19 protein-coding genes and 1 pseudogene are annotated in these 21072 nt (G+C 62.5%); 9 read left to right on the top strand and 11 right to left on the bottom strand.

The genetic code is table 11. From position 1 onward, the window contains the following. Nucleotides 1-545: 545 nt before the first annotated feature. Together BX592_RS19445 and BX592_RS19440 are read right to left on the bottom strand one after the other, a co-directional pair. Nucleotides 546-1667, bottom strand: coding sequence for a TAXI family TRAP transporter solute-binding subunit (locus BX592_RS19445; RefSeq protein ID WP_134193487.1), 1122 nt, complete (start codon nucleotides 1665-1667; stop codon nucleotides 546-548). Between the two features lie 63 nt (nucleotides 1668-1730). Further along, nucleotides 1731-2987, bottom strand: coding sequence for a zinc ribbon domain-containing protein (locus tag BX592_RS19440; RefSeq protein WP_134193485.1), 1257 nt, complete (start codon nucleotides 2985-2987; stop codon nucleotides 1731-1733). Between BX592_RS19440 and BX592_RS19435 the strand changes: the two genes are divergently transcribed. Continuing rightward, nucleotides 2986-3276, top strand: a complete 291-nt coding sequence (locus BX592_RS19435) for a hypothetical protein (protein WP_134193483.1) — start codon at nucleotides 2986-2988, stop codon at nucleotides 3274-3276. The two genes, BX592_RS19440 and BX592_RS19435, sit on opposite strands and share 2 nt — an antisense overlap. Before the next feature lie 61 nt (nucleotides 3277-3337). Here BX592_RS19435 and BX592_RS19430 read toward each other — a convergent pair whose 3' ends face one another. After that, entirely contained in the window at nucleotides 3338-4840 is a 1503-nt protein-coding gene (locus tag BX592_RS19430) for an MDR family MFS transporter (RefSeq protein WP_134193481.1), read from the bottom strand. A gap of 126 nt (nucleotides 4841-4966) precedes the next feature. Between BX592_RS19430 and BX592_RS19425 the strand changes: the two genes are divergently transcribed. Further along, nucleotides 4967-5779 (top strand): TetR/AcrR family transcriptional regulator, encoded by an 813-nt coding sequence (locus BX592_RS19425; RefSeq protein WP_243849627.1) that lies wholly within the window; start codon nucleotides 4967-4969, stop codon nucleotides 5777-5779. Between the two features lies 1 nt (nucleotide 5780). Here BX592_RS19425 and kdgT read toward each other — a convergent pair whose 3' ends face one another. Beyond that, complete coding sequence (kdgT, locus tag BX592_RS19420) at nucleotides 5781-6866, bottom strand: 2-keto-3-deoxygluconate transporter (protein WP_134193477.1); 1086 nt, start codon at nucleotides 6864-6866, stop codon at nucleotides 5781-5783. 299 nt (nucleotides 6867-7165) lie between these two features. Between kdgT and BX592_RS19415 the strand changes: the two are divergent. Together BX592_RS19415 and BX592_RS19410 are read left to right on the top strand one after the other, a co-directional pair. Next, a pseudogene (locus BX592_RS19415) lies at nucleotides 7166-7576 on the top strand (IclR family transcriptional regulator domain-containing protein); the annotation flags it as partial. A 284-nt stretch (nucleotides 7577-7860) separates the two neighbouring features. Continuing rightward, on the top strand, nucleotides 7861-8271 hold the full coding sequence (locus BX592_RS19410; protein WP_134193475.1) for a response regulator: 411 nt from the start codon (nucleotides 7861-7863) through the stop codon (nucleotides 8269-8271). 124 nt (nucleotides 8272-8395) lie between these two features. Here BX592_RS19410 and BX592_RS19405 read toward each other — a convergent pair whose 3' ends face one another. The 3 genes from BX592_RS19405 to BX592_RS19395 all read right to left on the bottom strand — a co-directional run bounded on the left by BX592_RS19405 (nucleotide 8396) and on the right by BX592_RS19395 (nucleotide 10298). Beyond that, nucleotides 8396-8935 (bottom strand): Fur family transcriptional regulator, encoded by a 540-nt coding sequence (locus tag BX592_RS19405; protein ID WP_134193473.1) that lies wholly within the window; start codon nucleotides 8933-8935, stop codon nucleotides 8396-8398. A gap of 35 nt (nucleotides 8936-8970) precedes the next feature. Continuing rightward, a complete protein-coding gene (locus BX592_RS19400; RefSeq protein WP_134193471.1) occupies nucleotides 8971-9597 on the bottom strand; it encodes a glutathione S-transferase family protein in 627 nt (208 codons plus the stop codon). 74 nt (nucleotides 9598-9671) lie between these two features. Then, nucleotides 9672-10298 carry a glutathione S-transferase family protein gene (locus BX592_RS19395; RefSeq protein ID WP_134193469.1) on the bottom strand — a complete coding sequence of 209 codons (627 nt, stop codon included), beginning with the start codon at nucleotides 10296-10298 and terminating at the stop codon, nucleotides 9672-9674. A 226-nt stretch (nucleotides 10299-10524) separates the two neighbouring features. Here BX592_RS19395 and BX592_RS19390 point away from each other — a divergent pair, with 226 nt between their 5' ends. Then, nucleotides 10525-12207: an ATP-binding domain-containing protein gene (locus tag BX592_RS19390; RefSeq protein ID WP_134193467.1), complete on the top strand. Its 1683-nt coding sequence runs from the start codon at nucleotides 10525-10527 to the stop codon at nucleotides 12205-12207. Between the two features lie 83 nt (nucleotides 12208-12290). Here BX592_RS19390 and BX592_RS19385 read toward each other — a convergent pair whose 3' ends face one another. Next, nucleotides 12291-13238 (bottom strand): phosphoribosyltransferase, encoded by a 948-nt coding sequence (locus BX592_RS19385; RefSeq protein WP_134193465.1) that lies wholly within the window; start codon nucleotides 13236-13238, stop codon nucleotides 12291-12293. Between the two features lie 284 nt (nucleotides 13239-13522). On the opposite strand from BX592_RS19385, the gene BX592_RS19380 reads away from it, so the two are divergent. Continuing rightward, nucleotides 13523-13990: a putative pterin-binding protein gene (locus BX592_RS19380; protein WP_243849626.1), complete on the top strand. Its 468-nt coding sequence runs from the start codon at nucleotides 13523-13525 to the stop codon at nucleotides 13988-13990. 164 nt (nucleotides 13991-14154) lie between these two features. Next, nucleotides 14155-15993, top strand: coding sequence for an ATP-binding response regulator (locus tag BX592_RS19375; RefSeq protein WP_243849625.1), 1839 nt, complete (start codon nucleotides 14155-14157; stop codon nucleotides 15991-15993). Nucleotides 15994-16000: 7 nt separating this feature from the next. Here the strand turns inward: BX592_RS19375 and BX592_RS19370 are convergent, their stop codons facing one another. Both BX592_RS19370 and BX592_RS19365 read right to left on the bottom strand, forming a co-directional pair. After that, complete coding sequence (locus BX592_RS19370) at nucleotides 16001-16855, bottom strand: helix-turn-helix domain-containing protein (RefSeq protein ID WP_134193461.1); 855 nt, start codon at nucleotides 16853-16855, stop codon at nucleotides 16001-16003. Between the two features lie 276 nt (nucleotides 16856-17131). Further along, the gene (locus BX592_RS19365) at nucleotides 17132-17863 is read right to left on the bottom strand and encodes a FadR/GntR family transcriptional regulator (RefSeq protein WP_134193459.1); all 732 of its coding nucleotides are present in this window, start codon (nucleotides 17861-17863) and stop codon (nucleotides 17132-17134) included. A 201-nt stretch (nucleotides 17864-18064) separates the two neighbouring features. On the opposite strand from BX592_RS19365, the gene lhpH reads away from it, so the two are divergent. Together lhpH and lhpI are read left to right on the top strand one after the other, a co-directional pair. Next, on the top strand, nucleotides 18065-19072 hold the full coding sequence (gene lhpH / locus BX592_RS19360; RefSeq protein WP_134193457.1) for a trans-3-hydroxy-L-proline dehydratase: 1008 nt from the start codon (nucleotides 18065-18067) through the stop codon (nucleotides 19070-19072). Continuing rightward, the gene (gene lhpI / locus BX592_RS19355) at nucleotides 19072-20010 is read left to right on the top strand and encodes a bifunctional Delta(1)-pyrroline-2-carboxylate/Delta(1)-piperideine-2-carboxylate reductase (protein ID WP_134193455.1); all 939 of its coding nucleotides are present in this window, start codon (nucleotides 19072-19074) and stop codon (nucleotides 20008-20010) included. Before lhpH ends, lhpI begins: the two co-directional genes overlap by 1 nt. Nucleotides 20011-20019: 9 nt before the next feature. On the opposite strand, the gene BX592_RS19350 is transcribed toward lhpI, so the two are convergent. After that, entirely contained in the window at nucleotides 20020-21045 is a 1026-nt protein-coding gene (locus BX592_RS19350) for an RHS repeat-associated core domain-containing protein (RefSeq protein WP_134193453.1), read from the bottom strand. Nucleotides 21046-21072 lie beyond the last annotated feature (27 nt).

Raw genomic sequence — 21072 nt, 5'->3', positions numbered from 1 at the left:
AGGAAAGCTCAGCTTTCCTGGATAGCGAAGGCTCTTCACGCATCCGGCGATTCTAGACGGTATGAGTGAAGTTATGACTGTGGGTTTTGTTTACGACGTGTTTCGTATGACAGCCGCAACGGACATGATGCAAGCGGCAAAAGAAAGCTTAATGAAAAAATGCGGAACGGAGGTGGGTTTGTTTAGCACGAATTTATAAATTTGCACGACGAACGTTGCGTAGTCGAGTCTTTGGATGCGAATCACGGATGGTCGAAAAGTCGTGGAAACGTCCGAAACAAGGCAATCCGGCTCGAGTGCGCAGCAATGTCGCTTACATAACGCCTGGGGACTGTTGCGCGGGCTGATTGCAGACAATCGATGAACAGAAGAGTTGACCGCGCAAACGAAATAACTCATTGCGCGTAAAGAAGGAATCTTGACGACGGATCAGCGCACTTGTGGACTTTAATATGTCGCACATTGGATGCATCAATAGCGCTGGTGCCTAAGCGCAGGTTAGCGCCGGATACTTACCGTTCTCCAGCGCCCAACTTTCAAATTGATTATTTTCCGCAAAGAAGTAGCAGCCGCTCCTGTTCCGAGCAAGGCCGCCGATTCAGTTTTTGCGAAGCGGCGGCGCGTTCCGGCGTCCCCGATCCTGATCCCGCGGCTGCCTGCATCGCGGCGCGGCGCGCAAGGCAGGCCTTCAGATGCTTCTCGACCGGCGGATAGTATTGCCAACCCTTGCCGAGGCTCGGTAACTCGAGCTTCACCTGCTTCCATTTCGGATGACCGTGTTCCTGAAGGTTGTCGAAGTTGTCGCATAGCGAATCCGCAAAGCGATTCAGATTGCCGACCGTATCGCGCAGGTTGTAGTCATAGGTGACAAGAAACGCCTTGACGGTCCACGTCGGCACGTCTTCCTTCAGCCAGTTCGGGTAGCTCGACACGCGTATCGTCGCGGGAAAGTAGGTCTGCTTCGCGCGCGCCGTTTCGGGCGCGTTCGGATCGACGCGCAGGAAGCGGATCTGCTGAAGCAGGTCTGGGTTCATGTCGGTGAAGAGCTTCGCCGGTTGTCCGGCAACGATGATCGCGACGTCGATCTTCTTCACGATCAAGGCGGCCAGTGCGTCTTCGTTGCTCAGGTGCTGCGTGTTCTGCTCGGGAATCGGCTGGTTGAACATCAACCGGTAGAGGGTCGTCGCCGATTGTGCGGTGCCGCTGCCGATCAGACCAACACTGATTACCTTGTCCTTGATCTCGTTGATCGTTTTCATCGGCGAGTCGTTGCGCACGACGAAGTAGATCTCCTCGTCGTAGAGCGGCATGATGAGCCGCAGCGGGCGAATCGTCGTGCCGGCGTCCTGGTTGCCTGAGTTGGCCATGTCGACATACGCCTGATAGACATCCGATTGCACGAGCGCGAGCTTCACGCCCGGCTCGAAGCGCATCCGCTGTACGTTTTCCGCCGAGCCTTTCGAAGGAATCACCTCGAGGTCGATGCCGGCCGGTGGCGCGACCCATTTCGACAGGTCGTTGCCGATCTGAATGTACGTGCCGCGCTCGGGTCCGGTCACGATCTTGTAGTGAGCGGGATTCCCGCCTGTCCCGCCTGCCGCCGCGGCGCATATTGCGAACAGCAGTGCGCACAGTCCGGTCAGTCCTATTAGAGTCTTTTTCAGCATGGTCTCCCTCCGTTTTGAGTGTCGATATGCGGCGGCCTGCTACATGGTTTGGTATCCGAACATTTAATGCGGGGCATCCGGCGGCGGGGCGGCGTGCTTCCATCCCGATTCCAGAATCGCGCGTTGCTGCGCATCCAGGCCGTTGTCGGTGCTTGCTGCGCTGGCTGCGTCCGTCGAGCTGGCGGGCGCGGTGGCGCCGACGCTGCTGCTGATGTCCGGTGTAACCACCGCGCGCGGCGCACTCGCGATGCTCGGGAGGGGCGGCGGCGTGGACGCAGTGGAGTCGTTCGGCACGGACGGCGCCGTCATGCCCCAATCGCGCGATGAAGGTAGATGCATGGTGCGCGCACTGCGCGGCAGCGGCGATCCGTTAACCGTGCGCGGACCGCCCGTTGCCGGGGAGGCGGGCGCAGTGAGCGCGCCGGTTGCCGGTGCGGCAGGCGCGGTCAGCGGCGTCCAGCCGGTCGACAGAATTGCGCGCTCGAGCAGCGACTGCGCATGCAGACTGCTTGCGTCGATCGCGAGCGCATCGGACGCCTGCTTCTGTACGCACGCCCATGCGCGCTGGCTCGCGCACTGGTCCGCGCTCTGCAGCGCGTTGTCGCGCCGTTGTTCGCGCGCGGCGATGTCGCGCTGAAGTGCGCGTGCGTCTCCGTTATCGGGGTCTCGCGCGAGCGCGGCGTTGGCCGCGGCCCTGGCGTCCGACAGATTGTTGTCCTGCAAGCTGGCGCGCGCGGCACGCAGCGTGTCGGGCAGATCCTTGTATTGCGGCATCACGCGCGGTTTGGGCGTGGCGGATTGCGTATGCGTATCGGTGGCCGGCGGCGTCACGTTGGTCTGTTGCTGCGACGCGTACGGCGAGATCGAACCGGCCGACGAATTGGCGGTCTGTTCGTCGGCCGCCGGTTCCTGTTTGCGGTTATCGCCAAGCAGCAGATAGGCAGCATAACCGAGCGCGAGAACGAACCAGACGAGCAAAAGGCCCTTCGTGAAGATCCAGCGGCCCGTGGTTTTCCACAGCGGCGACGGCACCTCGAGCGGCGAAATATGCCGGTCGTCGGGCATTACCGGGGGCAGGTCGGAGTCCGCCAGATCGGCGGCCGGTTCGCCGGCAGGCAGCGCCGTCGCAGCAGGTTGCGGCGGCGCGCGAAGGGTTGGATGAACGGCGGTCAGCGAGGTCTCCGCGCGCGGGCGCCCGGCCGTGTCCAGTGGTCGATCAGTTCCACAATACGGACAGAAATCGACGTGTTGATAGAGCACCCCCCCGCAACGCCGGCACGGTGTGGGGAAACTCTGGTCACGAGTAATCTGAGCGGACATGCTGTCGACCCACCGTTATGGCAGATGCCATTTCGGCATGCTCAGGATCGTCGTTGAAGCGATCGGCGAGGACTCGCGGAACTCACGATCTACATGCGCAGAAGAAGCGGTCAGGCCAGACCTGGTCGAGGCCGCTGAAGGAAAATATGGGTTTTTTCCAACAGCGCGTCAATCGCCGTTGTTACCTACCGCACAGATACGTTTTCACATCGCCCACACAGAACGATCGGCGGCCGGGAATTTTTACGGTGAACGCGCGTTCGCGCGCGCGGCTTTTTTCAATTCATAAGAAAAGCTAAACGACTGGCGCGCGCGTGACGATCGCGCCAGTCGTCTCGCGTGAAGCTGCATCAATACTTGCGTAGCGGGCGGTCCTGCATCAGCCACGTCAGCGCGAAGGCGAGCAGCACGACACTCGCGGCGGTCAGATAGACAGTATGGAGCGCGCCCGCAAACGCCTGAAGATACACAGTGCGCAATGCGTCGGGTAGTTGGTGAATCGCAACGGGTCCGAGCGAATGCGGCAACTCGGCGCCGGCCGGCAGCGAAGTTTGCAATCTTGAAGCGAGGCCGTTCGCGAAGATCGCGCCGAAACCCGCGACGCCGACTGAACCGCCAATCGAGCGGAACAGGGTTGCACCCGAGGTCGCGACACCGAGGTGCCTGAACTCGACTGAGTTCTGCACCGCGAGTATCAGCACCTGCATCACCATGCCAAGGCCGCAGCCGACGAGGCCCATGTACACATACATCTTGTGGATCGGCGTCGACAATTGCAGCGTGGACAGCAGCGCCATGCCGACGCCGACGCACAGCGTGCCGATGATCGGAAAGATCCGGTACTTGCCGATGCGGCTGATCAGCCGGCCACTGATGATCGACATCACGAGTACGCCGCCCATGATCGGCAGCATCTGCATGCCGGCCTGCGAAGGCGTCGAGTTCTTCACGACCTGCAGGTACATCGGCAGAAACGTCACGGAACCGAACAGCGATACGCCGACGATAAAACCGATTGCGCTGCTGAGCAGGAACGTGCGCTGACGGAACAGTTCGAGCGGCAGGATCGGCTCGGGCGCGTGACGCTCTTCATAAATGAAGCCCGCCACGCAGACCGCGCCGAGCACGAGCGTCATCCACAACTGCGCGGACGACCACGGCAGCAGGCCGCCGCCTTCGCTGGTGAACAGAATGATGCAGGTGAGCGCGCCCGCGAGGAACGCGGCGCCCATGTAGTCGATCGTGTGCTTCACGTGCACGACGCGCGGCTTGAACACCGCGCCGATTACCGCGAACGCGAGAATGCCGAGCGGTACGTTGATATAGAAAATCCAGCGCCACGACAGATGGTCGACCAGAAAGCCGCCGAGCAGCGGTCCGATGACGGTGGCAAGACCGAATACGCCGCCGAACAGGCCCTGATAACGGCCGCGTTCGGCCGGTGCAATGACGTCGCCGATGGCAGCCATCGTGATGACGAGCAAGCCGCCACCGCCCAGGCCCTGGAGCGCGCGCAGCAACACGAGCTGCGTCATGTTCTGCGCAATGCCGCACAGCGCGGAGCCGATCAGGAACAGCACGATCGCGGTTTGCAGCACGATTTTGCGGCCGAACAGATCGCCGAACTTGCCATACAGCGGTACGACGATAGTCGACGTCAGCAGGTAGGCGGTGACGACCCACGACAGGCTGGAGAGCCCGCCGAGATCGCCGACGATGGTCGGCAGCGCGGTCGACACGATGGTCTGGTCGAGTGCGGCGAGCAGCATGACGAGCAGCAGCGCTGGAAACAGCAGGCGGATTGGCGGACGCTCCCCGGCGAGCTCGGCGGGAGCGGGAGGATTGGCGTCCATGTTCAGTTCCATGTTTCTGCTGGGCAAGCCAGCCGTTGTGGCCGACTGACTTGAAATTAATTAACACGGAGATTAATATATTCCACAAACAGTCATTCGTCAAATACGAACGTTATGGGAAAAGCCGTGGCAAAGGTATCGGCAAGGGCGTCGGCAAAAGCAGCGCAGCCGGAAGCGGTAGCGGCGGGCAGTTCGGTCGTGCAAGCCCGCGCGCAGAAGCGCGCGGGTCGCGGTTCGACGGTGCGCGCGGCGGCGCGGGAAGGTGCGTCGCAATCCGCATACGAAGCGGCCGGCGAATCTGCGCCGGCGCGCCGGCCCGGCCGCCCGTCGGGCGCCGCGCGTGCACCCGGGCAGCGTGCGCGGCTGCTCGACGTGGCGATCGCGCTATTCGCGCGGCAGGGCATTGTCGATACGACGCTCGGCGCGATTGCGCGTGAAGCGGGCTACACGCCGGCGATGGTCCATTACTACTTCAAGACCCGTGATCAACTGATCGACGTGCTGATCGACGAACGTTTTGCGCCGCTGCGCGATGCGTTAGGCGGCGCGTTTCGCGACAACGTCGACGACCCGGTCGCGGCCATTACCGAACTCGCGCACAGGCTGGTCGCGATAGCCGGTGAATATCCGTGGTTTCCGTCGTTATGGGTGCGCGAAGTGATCAGCGAAGGCGGGTTGCTGAAAAAGCGCATGAATGAGCGCTTCGGCGACACGCATCAGAAAACCACGTTCTCCCGTATTGCGAAGTGGCAAAAAGAGGGGCGTCTCAATCCCGATCTCGAGCCGTCGCTGCTGTTCGTTTCGATACTGGGGCTGACAATTCTGCCGCTCGCCGCATCGAACGCGTGGCGCAACGATCCCGCGCGCAACCGGCTAACGGCGGCCGATATCGCGCGCCATGCACTGGCGTTGCTGACAAACGGCGTTGGTCCTCGCTGATTCAACCGCGGCGCGGCCGCCATATTGCTTGCGCCGGATCACTCACTTCGAGCGGCCGACGCTCGAGTGACGTGTCGAGTCCATGCGGCTGCGCGAGCGCGTCGAGCGAAGCGAGCGCCGCATCGCGGTACTTCGCGGATAGCACGCCCCAGCGGCGCGCCCACAATGACGTGACGATCGGCGTCAGCAGCGCGGTCACGACCACCGACGTCGCAACCAGCGCAGTCGCAGCGGGTGCAACCGCTGCATAGCGAGGCTCGATACCCGCGATGATCTGCGGCACCGCGACCGCCGCGCCGGCTGTCGACGATGCGCCAATACCCGCTGTGCCATTGCCTTTTGCAAGGAAGATATCGGCGAGCACCAGCGTCGTGCCCGTCACAATCATCACGCAGATGCCGACCAGAATGCCGAGCAGTCCGGTGTTCAGAATCACGGCGAAATCAAGGTTATTGCCGAGCGCGAACGCGAAAAACGGCACCATCACCGGCACGGCCGAACCGAAGAAGCGGCGCAATTCCGGGTCGAGATTGCCAAGCAGGAAGCCGATCAGAAACGGCAGCAGCGCACCGAACAGCGTCTCATACGGGAAGCTCGCGAGGCCCGCAATACCGAGCGTCACCATCGTCATGAACGGTCCGGATTCGAGCGACATCAGGCAGAACGCGCCAGCCTCTTCCTTCGTTCCGTACTGCTGCATCAGCGCCATATAGAGGCCGCCGTTTGTTTCGTTCATCACGCAGATCACGGTGAGCGCCGAGAGTCCGGTGAAAAATCCTGATGTGATGCCGCCCGGCGGCAGGAAGTGCGACGCAATCACGCCAGCGAGCGCCGCGGTCACCACTTTGGTGACCACCAGCACGCCGCTTTTGCGCAGCACGATCGGCGTTGCCTTCAGACTGATGCTCGCGCCCATGCAGAAAAACCAGACTGCGAGAATCGGCAGCGTGCCGGTAATCAGCGCGTTCGAAAACGAGCCGAGGGACTTGCCCGCATGCGGGGCGAACGTGTGCACACATGCGCCGAGCAGCAGTGGGACCAGCATCAGTCCGCCTGGGATACGGTCGATTGCCTGCTTGATCTTCATGCCGGAGTGCTCCTCCACGGACGGGTCGTGCCCGAGCGGTTGTTATAAGTCGCAATGCCAGGCGTCGTGCGCCCGAACGTTGCTGGACTGCAATTTAGCACCGACGTGAAACAGCGTTCTAAAAATACGATGATTTCCCCTCATCGTTTACACCTGGGATCATGTATGTTTATTGCATACCTGTATTGCATGGGCACGGACACGCGTTTTAGCATCAGTTAAGGTGGGCGAACAATTTTGGATCGATGTTCCGAAAACCGACTTTTTCATGTTCTAATGCGCGGCCGTCGCAACCCGCTAGCACGGCGATCGGCAAGGTGCTGCTCGCGTGGATGGAGCCCCGCGAGGCACGCAACATGCTCTCACAGGTGGTATTCCGTAAGTCGACGCCGAAAACGCTGGCGTCGGCCGACGCCGTGCTGAGCATCCTGCCGCATGTGAAGGAGCCAGGTTTTGACGAGGACAACGAAGAGCAGGAGGAAGGGCTGCAATGCATCGCGGTACCGGTGTTCGACCGATTCGGGCACGTAATCGCAGGGCTTTCGATATCGTTTCCAGGCATGCGTTGCGGCGCGGATACGAAAGCGCATTACGTCGCGTTGCTGAAAGAGGCTGGGCGTGCGATTTCGGCACAACTGCGCCATCTCGACAATCATCGCGCACCGCATCGAGCATTGTGCAGGGTCTGTCCGGTCATGCGCGCGCCTTAATGTTCGGTTATGGTGGCATCGCCCGCGTCGCTGCGGCGCACTGCGCAGCAGCGTACACTTCCTTGCAACTCGTCGGACGCAGTTGGGTCAATGGACGTAGATTTGGAATAGATCAAACGGCGAGCAGCGCGCCCGAGGTCTGTGCAAGAACGTCATGTAAAAGTGCAAGAAAGTGAAAGTCGTACAGTCATTCGCTGTCGGCGCTGGCGCGGTGCAGGTGCCTGACAACCACGTCAGAATGCATAAACAGCTGCACAAACAGCTTTTTGGGTAACAACGTAAAAATGAACGGTGTATTAAGGCTCGATCAGGCGACGATCGTGCTAGTAGAAGATGACCCGCAAAATCGCGAGTCGCTCAAGAGTTTGCTGGAATCCGAAGGCGCACATGTGGTGGCGGTGTCGGATGCGGAGGAGGGAGTCGAAGCGGCGGTGCGTGTGATGCCCGACGCGGTCGTGTGCGACATCGACTTACCCGCAATGGATGGTTTCTATCTGATCCAGCGGTTGCGCGATCACGAGATTCGGGGCGACCACGCACCGGCGGTGGCGATCGCGATTACCGGCCATACCGACGAAGCCTATCGGCTGCGCAGCATCGGCGAGGGGTTCCAGCACTTCATGACGAAACCGGCGCGTCCCGAAACACTGGTGACGATACTGCACGACGCCATCGGCGCGCGCGCGGCGGGTTAATGCCACGGCGCCGGTATTTCGCGCCGTTTGCAGCGGACGGCGTGCCGTTTAGTCGATTGACATGCGGCTGCGCGTTGCCGGTGTCGATTGGCTAGCGCCCCGTTTTTGGCGCCGGTGAACCGCGTCAATTGCTGGCAGCCGCCTGCGCTGCCTGGCAGTCCGCGCATAGTCCCTTCAGTTCGATTTCTTCACCGGCGAGCCGGTAGCCCGCATGGGCGACTTGCGCCATCAGCGCTTCGCGCAGTTTCGGCTGATGCAATTCGGCCACGCTGCCGCATTGCTGGCACACCACCAGCATGCCGTGCTGGCATTGCGTCAGGTCGTGGCAAACCGTGAATGCATTGATCGATTCGATCCGGTGCACGAGGCCGGCGGCTAACAGGAAGTCCAACGCGCGATAGACGGTCGGCGGCGCCGAACCGGGGTGAATCTGGCGCATCTCGTCGAGCAGCGAATACGCTTTGGTCGCGCGGCCCGAGGTTAGCAGCAGCTCGAGCACCTTGCGGCGCAGCGGCGTCAACTTTTCGCCGCGCTCGCGACAGTATTCGTCCGCAAGCGCGAGCGCCGCCTCAGACGAGGCGGGATGGTGATGTCCGGCGTGCGCCGCGTGGGCGCGGCCAGATGTCGGTTTTTCGGCGGCCGCGGAGGCCTTTGCATTTTTCATGCGCTGAATTATAAATGGCCCGCGCGTGCGTGGATTCAGTCGAGCTTCACGTCGAAGCCGCGCTGCACCGCCGGTCGCGCGAACATCATCTGATACCAGCGCTGCACATTCGGGTAGTCGGCGAGATCGACCTTATGGCGTTCGTGGCGCCACGCCCAGCCCAGAATCGCGAAATCGGCAATGGAAAGGTCTCCCGCAACGTATTCCGTTTTGCCGAGACGTTCGTCGAGCACCCCGTAAAGCCGCCTCGTTTCCGCGGAAAAGCGCTTGAGCCCGTATTGACGGTCGCTTTCGGATTCCAGTGCGGCAAAGTGATGAACCTGGCCGGGCATCGGCCCGAAGCCGCCCATCTGCCACATCAGCCATTCGAGCACTGGCACGCGGTCGCGCAGGCTTTTCGGCAGGAATTTGCCGGTTTTCTCGCCGAGATAAAGCAGAATCGCACCCGATTCGAACACGCTGATCGGCTGACCATCGGGTCCCTGCGGGTCGACGATCGCCGGGATCTTGTTGTTCGGGCTGATGCTCAGGAATTCGGCCTGGAACTGCTCGTTATTGCCGATGTTGATCGGCTTGACGGTGTACGGAAGTCCCATTTCTTCGAGCGCGACGCTGATCTTGCGTCCGTTCGGTGTGGCCCAGGCGTAAAGCGTGATGGTCATCGGTTTAGCGTGCAAAGTGATGCTGCGCCGCGACTGTGCGCGCCGGTGACGCGCACAGTCGCGGCGCTCAGCAATCAGGTGAGCGGGAAGTCAATGTATTTGCGGAAACCGGAGCGCGTCGCGAGACGCAGGTACCAGCGTTCGAGATTCGGCAACGGCGGCCGTTCGACACCTTCGAGACCAAACCAGCGCTTCGCATATGAGCCGATCACGATATCGGCGAGCGTGAACTTCTCGCCTTCGATATGAAAGCGCCCCTGCAATTGCGCGTCGATCATTTTCCACAGTGCCGCGACCGCGTCGATGTCGGCGGCGAGCTTCGCGGCATCGCGTTGTTCCGCGGGGGTACGCACCACCGCGAGAAACACGGGGCGCTCGGCGGGCACCAGCATCGCGAGCGTCCAGTCGAGCCAGCGGTCGATACTGGCGCGCGCCTTCGCGTCGGTGGGATAGAGGCTGCTCGATTCCCCATACTGCATCGTCAGATAGCGCACGATGGAGTGCGATTCCCACAGTACATAGTCGCCATCGACGAGCGTCGGAATGCGGCCCGTCGGATTCATCGCAAGATACTCGGGCTCGTTATTGCGCCCGAATTGCAGGCCTGCATCGATGCGTTCGTACGGCAGCACCAGTTCGTCACAGCACCACAACACTTTCTGAACGTTGACGGAGTTACTGCGTCCCCAGATTCTGATCACCGGCAAAAGTCCCTTCTGACATTACAGTTTGGCAAGCCACGCGCGCGCGCGGCGTTCGACGGTTAACGATACACGAAGCGAAATCATCCTACCGAAGCTCGAAGCATGCTGCGATTCGCATTGCGTACAATGAGCGGTCCCTCGCGAGGCGGCAACGGCGGGGACCCGCAGACGCACCAGGCACACCCACAGCCACCCATCGAAGTCCATCACGACGAGGCATTGCATGGCCCGTATCGTTCCCGACGACTGGAAGCATGTCGCCGCCACCGGCGCCGCGGCGCGCGAGAGCGAAACGCTCGCGCTGCTCGAACAGGCGCTGCCCGCCGGCTACACGGTGTATCACGGCGTGCACTGGACACGCGTCAACGACGGCTTTTCGGTCTACGGCGAAGCGAATTTCGTAATTGTCGGGCCATCGGGACGCGTGGTGATCATCGAGCAGAAAACTGGCTTCCTGCGCGAAACCCCGAAGGGGCTTGTGAAGGCGTATCTGCAGACCGAGCGCAATGTCGCGATCGCGCTCGCACGCACCGTCGAAGGATTGCACCGGCGGTTCACCGCGGCATTCGGCGCGGGCGCGTATTTCATCGAAGGGCTGCTGTACTGCCCTGATCATCGGGTGAAAGATGCGGCGATCGCGGGGGTGGACCCGTCACGAATCGTCGATGCGGCGCGCAAGGAGCGGCTCGCGGCGATTATCCGCGACGCGCTGCCAGCCGATGAGCCGCGTTTGCCCTGCGCGCCGAAAATTCATCATTTCCTCGCCGACGAACTGTCGCTCACGCCCGATGCGAGTGCGCTCGTCGGGCAGGCGGGTACGCTCGTCACGCGCCTCGCCGGCGGTCTCGCGACGTGGGCGCGGCGCCTCGAGTTCGCGCCGTTCCGGCTGCGCGTGATCGGCACTGCCGGCTCCGGCAAGACGCAGCTCGCCGTGCAGGTGATGAAAGACGCGGTCGCGCGCGGCGAACGGCCGCTATACGTGTGCTTCAACCGTCCGCTGGCCGATCACATTGCGCGCGTCGCACCGCCCGAGGCGAAGGTCGCGAACTATCACCAGCTGTGCGACTGGATTGCGCGCGACAGCGGCCGCGCGCCGGATTTCGCGTCGCCTGACGTGTTCGAGCAACTCGAAACGGTGTTCGCGCAAACGCCAATCGACGCAGGCTGGCAATTCGATGTGTTGATCGTCGACGAAGGGCAGGATTTCCGCGAGACCTGGGTGCCGCCGCTCGAACGTGTGCTGCGGCCAGGCGGCGCGTGGTGGTGGCTGGAGGATCCGTTGCAGAACCTGTATATGCGCGAACCCGTCGCGTTGCCGGGCTGGACCGTGCTGAAGGAATCGACGAACTACCGCAGTCCGCGCGACATTCTCGACTACCTGCGCGACGTCGTCGGCGCGTCCGTGCCGCTCGCGGCGGGGCTCACCGCGGCAAGTCCATTCGACGGCTCCGACATCGCGCTGTCGACCTACGACGAAGATGACGCCGGGCAAAGCTGCGTCGACGCGACCAAACGTGCGATTACGCAGGCGCTATCGCTTGGTTTTCGCAAACAGGACATCGTCGTGCTGTCGTTTCGCGGGCGCGAAGGCTCGGTGCTTGCGGCGCTTGACCAGTTGGGCCCGCACCGGCTGCGCAGCTTCACCGGCAAATACGATCTGTTCGGCAGCCCCGAGTACCGCGACGGCGACGTGCTGCTCGAATCGATCTACCGTTTCAAGGGGCAGGCCGCGCCTTGCGTGATTCTCACCGAAGTGGATTTCGATACCTTCGACGAGCGCAGCGCGCGCAAGCTGTTCGTCGGTGCGACGCGCGCAACGATGAAGCTGATCGTCGTCGCGTCGCAACGCGCGGCGCGGCATCTGGAGTTAGGGGATGCGCTGGAGCCGGCTGACGACGCGCAATGAACGAAGCGGCACTGCCTGAACGAAAGCGGGCGTGGATGACTTGCGGTGTACGCGCCCGGCGGTATTGCGCCAGAACATCTCAACTAGCGCCAGCTTGATGCGCTCACCAGCGTGCCGGTCCGCGTCGCCGCATCCCACCAGATTACGCGCAGCAGCGGCGCCGCCTGGGCGATGCGCATCGCCTGCACCGGATCGCTCTCGATAAAATGCGTGACACCGCAGCGCAACGCAGCGGCGGCCTTGTGAGCCGCTGCCCCCATTGGCGTTTCGTCGTGCGCGTCGGGCACGCGCATCACCAGTTCGAGATGGCCGAAGCCGTGGCGCTCGAGCCACGCGCGGGTGCGGTCGACGTCGGTCTGCGGACGCCCGGTGATCACCGCGCGCACATGTTCGAGATCGATGCCCGGCAGCACGTCGAACGGCTGCAGCGCATCGCGTTCGCTGAGCGCCGCGGACAGGTCCGCGTCATAGCGGGACAGCGGCACGTCCGGCAGCAGAATGCCGTCGAGGTCGATCGCGTAGGTCGCATATTCGTGATCCTTCGCCATCGCCTTCACATCGCCGGCTTCGACTTGCAGCCAGTCCTCGCGATAGCCCTCGGTATACGCCTGACGCTCCCACGGGAACAGCGCGAAATAGCCGGTCGCATCGTTCGCGAAGTCCGGACGGATGCGGCTCAGTTCGTCGAACGCGCCGGTCAGCGTCTTCACGACCAGGCCATGCTGCTCGAGAAACGCGATGCAATCGACCAGCGTGAAGCCGCGGCCCGCAATGTCTTCGCATAGCAGCACTTTCGAACCCGGCGACGGCAGCGGCAGTGACGAATCCCACGTCACGTACCGGGCACGGCGGTCGTAGCTCAGGAACGCGACCGGTACGCCGATGCTGTGCGACGCCATCAACGCGAGCGGCGCGCCACCGCGCAGAATGCCGATCGCGGCCGAAAACTCTTCGGTCAGCAAGGCTGGCTGTAGCGATTCGATCCAGTGGTCGAGCTGTTCGTAAGTGAGCGGGAGAACGGGCTTTTTCATGGCTGGCGTTCGTTTGCGTTCAGTGGCGCGGTTGAGGTTCAGGGGCGCGAGCGCAGGTTCAAAAGGGGCTGATGGTTCGATGCGCGTATCGGCGGCCTATCGGCCGGCTTTTTCGGGATGGAGGCGATATTATGCATGCGGTTCACCGAAAACGTGCTTCGAACTGCCGATGCGCGCGGCGAACCACAACAAACAATGGAAAAAGAAAAGGCCAGACCATGCGGGAAACACACGGGATAGCGCGGCCTACGCGCCGCACGATAAGGACCGCCTCTTACGGGCTTATGATTGCGCTGCTCGCATGCTGCGCGGCAACAGCGCGTGCGACACCGATGTCGCTCGATGTCTCCGGCAAGATCGAGCGGACGAACGACGCCGGGCATCATGTGTTCCACTTTTCGGAGGCGCAGATTCTCGCGTTGCCGTCGCATTCGATTACGACGTCGACATCGTGGACGCCGAGGTCGACCTTCACGGGCCCATTGCTCGCGGATATTCTGACGAAGGTGGGCGCGTATGGCGATCGTGTTGAGGTGCACACCTACGATGACTACACGTACACCGTGCCGCTGTCGGACACCGGGCACTATGGTGTGATCGTCGCGTATAGCATGAACGGCAAGCGGCTGAAGATCAGCGATTTCGGGCCGCTCTTTCTGATTTATCCGCGCGACGCATACCCGGCGGAACTGACCGGCGCGACGGCCGATGCGAAATTCGTATGGCAGATCAAGGCTCTGATCGTCAAGTGATGGGGCGGCCATCCGACAGACAGCCGTCCGCGAGGCGGCCGGATGACGGGTGCGCAACCACGGGGCGGCCGCGTGACGGACACCCAGCCACGGGGCGGTCCGCCACGGACAAGCCGGCCGATGGTCAGCCCGCCGCGGACCCGTCGACCACTGCGTGCGCCACCGTGCAACCGCTGACGCGCCGCTCGCCACATCCGTGGCGGCGGCGTGTCGTCTATGCGCTGATCTGGCTGACCGCGCTCGCCGCGCCAACTGCGGCGATCGGCTACCTGCTGTATTCGTCGCTGCTCAACCCGCGCTTGACCGAGCGCGCCGCCGCCTATGACGGCTTCTACTGGGACGCCGCGCAACTGCAGATCGCTTACGCGCGGCTCGAGAGCCAGCTGCTGCAGTACGAAACGGGTATCGACGGCAACTATGCGCAGTTGCGGCTGCAGTATCACCTGCTGCAGTCGAAGCTGCGCGTGATGGCGGGTTCGACGCGCCAGCTCGCCGCTCAGGCGGCGCTTGCGGAGCAGCAGCAACTGGAAATCCAGAAGCTGACCGCGATGCTCGACGCACTCGAGCCGACGCTCGATGCGCTGCCGCGCGACCCGATGCTGGCGGACAAGATCGTGCTGGAATTGCGCCGTCACTGGGAAAAACTCAACGATCTCGCCTTGAGCCGCCGCTTTTCCGAAGTGGCGGACCGCGCGGCGCTGAGCACGGATTTCATCGCGAAGCGGCGCTTGCTGTTCGTTGCCGGCGTCGTGCTGCTGATGCTGTCCGCGGCCGCGAGCGTGCAACTGGTCGTGAACGCGCGGCGCCGCACGAAGCTGATCCAGCAGCAACGCGCGGCGCTCGATGCCGAGCATGAGGCGACCCAGGCGGCGCGCGAAGCAAGTCTTGCGAAGGACGCGTTCCTCGGCATGATCAGTCATGAGTTGCGCACACCGCTGCACGCAATCGTGTCGTCGATCGAGTTGCTTGGCTTCACGGTCCATTCCGACGCGGATCGCAAGGTGATCCGGCGCCTCGAGACCGCCGCGCGGCAGCTCGAGACCCAGATGAAGGATCTGACCGATTACGCACGCCTCGGCGCGGGCAAGCTCGAACTGCGGCATGAGCAGTTCGACCCACGCGAGTTGCTTGCGTCGGTGGTCGATGAGAGCGAACCGGCGGCGCATGCGCGCGGTCTGGCGTTCGAGAGCGGCGCGAGCGGCGTCGCCGGCCTGGTCGAGTCGGACCCGCATCGAATCCGGCAGATCGTCACCAACCTGGTGACGAATGCGATCCGTTATACCGAGCGAGGCGCCGTCACGCTGCGTTTCGAGCAGCATGCGGATGCGCTGGCGGTCGTCGTCCGCGATACCGGACCAGGCGTACCGACCGAGCAGATTCCTTTGATTTTCAAGGAGTTCACTCGTCTCGACGAGCGGCGTACGCGGCGTTTCGATGGCGCGGGGATGGGACTGGCGATTGTCCAGGGTCTCGTCGATCTGTTCGGCGGCCGGATTGCGGTGGACAGCCGCATCGGCGAAGGCACGACGTTCACGGTGACGATTCCGGTGAAGCCGGTCGCGCCACCGGTGGCGCCGCGCGTGGCAGCGCATGCGCAGCAGCGCGGCGCGCGGCCGCGCGTGCTGATCGTCGACGACAATCAGCTGGTGCGCGAGTCGCTATGCGAGATGGTCGAGCATATGGGTTACGGCGGCGCGGTGGTGGGCAGCGCGGACGCCGCGCACGAATGGCTTGCGACGCGGCAGTGCGAGTTGATCCTGCTCGACCTGCAGATGCCGGACAAGGACGGCTATGCGTTCATCCATGAGTTTGCCGCGCACGATGCGCGTGCGCAGCATGTGCCCGTGATCGCGGTGACCGCTTACACGCCCGGATTGCAGATGCACGCGGCCGCCGATCTTTTCTTCGACTATCTGACCAAGCCGGTGCGCTACGACGTGCTGCAGGCCGCGATCCAGCGTGCGCTGACCGGGCGGAGCGGCGGTGCGGCCGCAGTCGCGTGATGAGCGCTTATAAGCGCCGCAGCCGTTTGGACAGATCGGCAACGAGGATGGCCATCCGCGCGGGCTTTTCATAGCAGGCGACATCGAATGTGCGCACGATCTCGCTGATATCCGATTCGCTGGCCTTGCCGGTCAGCAGTTCGCCGGTCAGCACGAAAACCGGCGCATCCGGGTTTTCAGACGCGCGCACCGCGCGAATCGCCTGCGCGGACGTCTGATTGCCGAACAGCCAGTCGATCACGACACCGTCGAACACCTGCGCCTGCAGCGATTCGTTGAACGCCGCGAGACCGTAGATTGCGACGGCCGCGTAGCCGCTGCGCTCCAGGTAATCGCGCAGGTTGTCGGCGGATGCACGGTCGTCGTCGACGACGGCGATCAGCGGCTTGTCGCTTTCCGCGCGGCGCGGGTAAATCTCGATCTTGTGCACTTCGAACGCGTTCTGGTAAAGCGCGCCGTCGCAGCGCACGACGCGCCACTGGTCGTGCTTGACCCACGCGATGAATTCCGGGCGGCTGCCGGGTTCGATCGGCGCACCGACCCACGCGATGCAGGCGAGCTCGACCGAACCGATCGAGAACGTCGCTTCCTGGGCGGTTGCGCCGACCATGCCGGGATCGAGCGTCTGCGCGCCGAACAGCTGCGCGGCCGGTTCGTCGAACACCTCGGCGACTTTGCGGATTTGCGACAACGTCCACGGGCTATTGCCGCGCAATTTGCGATGGCCTTGCGAAAAGCTCAGGTCCAGAATGCGGCACAACTCACTGGTCTGCTGGCGCTTCGCGATGCCATGCCGGCTCATCAGTTCGCGCACGCGTTCCGCGACTGCGAGGGAATCCGGGGATTGGGCGTCGGTGGACATGCTGGATGATTGTTCAGTCGTTGAGTTATTCATTTGGCATTGGCGCCTGATGCGTATTCTAGCGAGGAATGGGATGCACAATGCATCAGGATGACTACTGGATTGACGCGTAACACATTGCGCGGTCGCAACGCAGCGTCCGCTTCACTTCGATACGCATGATTTAGCTCGGCTTGCCCGGCTCGAGTGTGCTCATCTTGATGCGATGACTTCGGTGCGGCCGCGGGGAGGCGCTCATTCGCTGGCGCTCATTGGGGTGCGCTCATTTGGGTGCACTCATTTGGGTGCAATATCCCGGCGCACGCGCATGATGTGCTGCTCGACATAGAACGCCGCCGCGTCGCCATCTCCGTTGACGATCGCCTCGTAGATCAGCCGGTGCTCGGACACATAGAGGCGAATGCGGCCGATGTCGTAGATCGCGTCGTCCTTCAGCCGCTTCCACAGCGGCTGGTTCATTGCCTTCGCGACTTCGTCGGCGATTTTCACGAACAGTGCGTCGCCGGTCATCACTGCGAGCTGGCGGTGGAACAGCCGGTCGCTGTCGTTCCACAGCGCGCGTTGCGCGGCATCGTTGACATCGGTGATCGAGTCCATCTGTGCGAGGTAATGCTCGGCGATCGCATCGCGCTGCGCGTGCATCGCGGCACGCCGCGCGATCGCCGGTTCGAGCACCGAGCGCACGTCGAGCGCGGAGGTGGGGCTGAAGTCGGCACCAGACGGCGCGCCGCCGGTCGCGGGAGCGGTCGCGAGCCGCTGCGGCGCGTCGCTGCACACGTAGGTGCCGGAGTTGCGCCGCGTCAACACCAGCCCTTCGTTCTGCAGCGCACCAATCGCCTCGCGCACCGCGGGCCGGCCGACGCCGAAGCGCGCAGCCAGTTCGCGCTCGGACGGCAGGCGCGATTCGGGCGCGAACTGACCAGTGCGGATGTCTATACGCATTCGCTCGGCGACCTGCTCGTAGATCTGCTTGGGTCGAAAAGGGTTGTCTGGTGGCAGCAATGTCATGACCGGATTCGCAACACGCACACACGACTGATCAGAAATCTGACCAGTTTGAGCACGCAAATTTTGAAATTGGTTGATATGGAACCAAGGCTGGTCTACATTCAGCACCAGTATAGAACAGGTCGAGTCGGAGACAACAATGGTCTGCATAAAGGATCAATCGTTCGAGTTGCCGCGCGCGATGCAGGGCGGCGCACGATCATGAAACTGAACCGCGTCATCAGCACGGTTGAAGTGCACACGGCGGGCGAGCCATTTCGGATCGTCACCAGTGGGTTGCCGAAAATTCCGGGGAAGACGATCGTGGAGCGGCGCGCCTGGCTCAAGGAACATGCGGACCATCTGCGCCGCGCACTGATTCTCGAGCCGCGCGGGCATGCCGACATGTATGGCGGGTATCTGACCGACGCAGTCAGTGAAGGCGCGGATTTCGGCATCATCTTTGTTCATAACGAGGGATATAGCGATCATTGCGGTCACGGCGTGATTGCGCTTGCGACGGCAGCGGTGTCACTCGGCTGGGTCGAGCGGACCGAGCCGGAAACGCGCGTCGGCATCGACGCGCCGTGCGGGTTTATCGAAGCGTTTGTCAAATGGGACGGCACGCACGCGGGCAGCGTGCGGTTTGTCAACGTTCCGTCGTTTATCTGGGAGCGGGATGTGACCGTACGCACGCCGAGCTTCGGTGAGGTGCGTGGCGATATCGCGTTTGGCGGCGCGTTTTACTTCTATACGTCCGGGGTGCCGTTCGAACTTGCGGTGCGGGAATCGGAGATCGAAAGGCTGATTCGCTTCGGCGCGGAAGTAAAGCGTGCGGTGAATGAGGCGGTCAAAGTGCAGCATCCGCTCATTCCCGAGATCAATCATGTTTATGGGACGATTGTCGATAACGCGCCGAGGCACGCCGGGTCGACGCAGGCGAATTGCTGCGTGTTTGCGGATCGCGAGGTCGATCGGTCACCGACCGGGTCGGGTACCGCGGGGCGTGTCGCGCAACTCTATTTGCGCGGGCAGTTGAAGGAAGGGCAGACGCTTGTCAATGAATCGGTAATCGGCACGATCTTCCGCGGGCGCGTGTTGCGCGAGACGAAGCTCGATCGGTTCGATGCGGTGATTCCGGAGATCGAAGGCGATGCGTTTATTTGCGGGTTTGCAAACTGGATTGTCGATGAGCGGGACCCGTTGGCGTATGGATTCCTGGTGCGGTGATGGACATTTTTGACGCTGCCGCGACTGCGCGGCTTACGCCTTATCCGGCGCTGGTCGATGCGCTGGCGACTGCGGTTGCCGACTATGCGGAGGGGCGCATCACGAGTCCTGAGCGGCTGGTCGTGCCGCTGAACGACGATGGCGTGCTGCTGTCGATGCCGGCGACTGCGCGTGATCTGGCGATTCACAAGCTGGTCAATGTGTGCCCGCGTAATCGGGAGCGCGGCCTGCCGACGATTCATGGGCAGGTGATGGCGATTGAGCCCGATACCGGGGAGATGCTGTTTATTCTGGATGGGCCGACGGTGACTGGACGTCGTACCGCGGCGATGTCGATGTTGGGTGTGCGCACGTTGAGCCGTGTTGAGCCGCGCGATGTGCTGCTGATCGGTACCGGGATGCAGGCGGTGAATCACCTGGAGGCGATCGGCGAGTTGTATCCGGATGCGCTGGTGCGCGTGCGGGGGAGTGTGCCGGAGCGCGCGCAGGCGTTTTGCGAAGCGCATGTGGGAAAGGCGCGGCGATTACAGCCGATGGTCAATGAGCCTGTGCCTGATTCGGTCGATCTCGTGATTACGCTCACCACGAGCCGTACTCCGGTGTATGACGAAGCGCCGCGAGAAGGGCGGCTCGTCGTCGGTGTCGGCGCGTTCAGGCCGGATATGGCGGAGCTTGGGCCGCGGACGCTGCGCGGCAGTACGGTTTTCGTCGATGATCCGGCAGGCGCGAAGCATGAGGCGGGGGATTTGATTCAAGCGAGGGTGGAGTGGGGGAAGGTCACGGGGATTGCCGCCGCGCTAGCCGCAAGGCATGGCAGCGCCGACGGTGCCCGCGCCGCGTGCGCTTTTAAGACCGTTGGATGCGCGGCGTGGGATCTTGCCGCCTGCCGGCTTGCGCGCAATTTGCGCTCACTGGTAACGAAGATCGCACAGCCGTAGTCCAATACGTTATAGCCTCGTCGATCCAGGATCCTCCATAATTCTGATGCCCGATATTTTCGGTTCATGCCCGCTTTGAATATCGAAGTGCGAAAAGGCGGCGGGAGAGGAGTGGCGGCGAGCACTGCGATTGGGAGAGCTAGACGCTTCAGCTTGTTCGTCAGTATCAGTTGTGTTCGAGGGCGATGTCTCCCATGGCGATGGTGCGTCGGTCTGCGTGGCTGCCGTCCTTGACGACGTTGCCTCGGTCTGCGTTTCGACGCTTTGCGGCGCGTAGTCAGGCGGGCCGTCCATGCTCACTTGCGGACTGTCGATATGCCTGATTTCGTTCAGCTCGATATCGCTGCCCCTACCGCCTGTGTAGACGTTGACCCTGACTTGCTGTTGAACGGTTGCAGCGGCACGTCTGGCGGCTGCCCTGGCTTGCCTACGGAGGCTCCAGACAAAGTAGACGTTTGTAACGACTGACAAAGTCGTCGTTGCGCCGAAAGCAATGCCCAATATGCTGAGTGCTTTTTTCGCATTCGGGTTGTCTGCATGTGAGGCGCCAATATTCATGGCTGTCGATACGAGGCCGCTGCCAATTCCGACCAGCTGCCCCGTAGTGGATGTCGCAAAACCAACGGTTGCTTTTCCCGCAGTCGCGGCGGTCGCCGTGAGCGCTCGTCTTGTGGCCCGAACCGCCCCGATCAACGCGCCGATGATCCACTGTTGGCCACTTGGGTCGATGTTGTTGACAGGGTCGCTTCCGCAATACGCGTAGGCATTAATACCCCCCTTTCCGAACGGACTTTCGCTGTCCGGACAACTGAAGCGCATCAAAGTCGGGCTATAGGCGCGATACCCATTTCCGAGATGCGTGACCCCCCACAGCGGGTCGCACCATTCACCATTGAAGCCGGGCAAGGTAACGTCGTCCACAGACGGCGACACGGTGCTGCCGAACGGCGAGTAAGCGAGGTCCTGCGATAGTCCAGCCGATATCGCCAGCAGCACGCTTCCGGATCGGTCGGTACCCGTCAGGTATGACGTCATGGCTCCTCTCCACTTGGTGGTTGATGT

It is taken from the genome of Paraburkholderia rhizosphaerae, from assembly GCF_004366595.1.
GTDB lineage: Bacteria > Pseudomonadota > Gammaproteobacteria > Burkholderiales > Burkholderiaceae > Paraburkholderia > Paraburkholderia rhizosphaerae.
The sequence above is the reverse complement of the archived record's forward strand: the minus strand, read 5'-3'. Positions and strand labels throughout refer to the sequence as shown.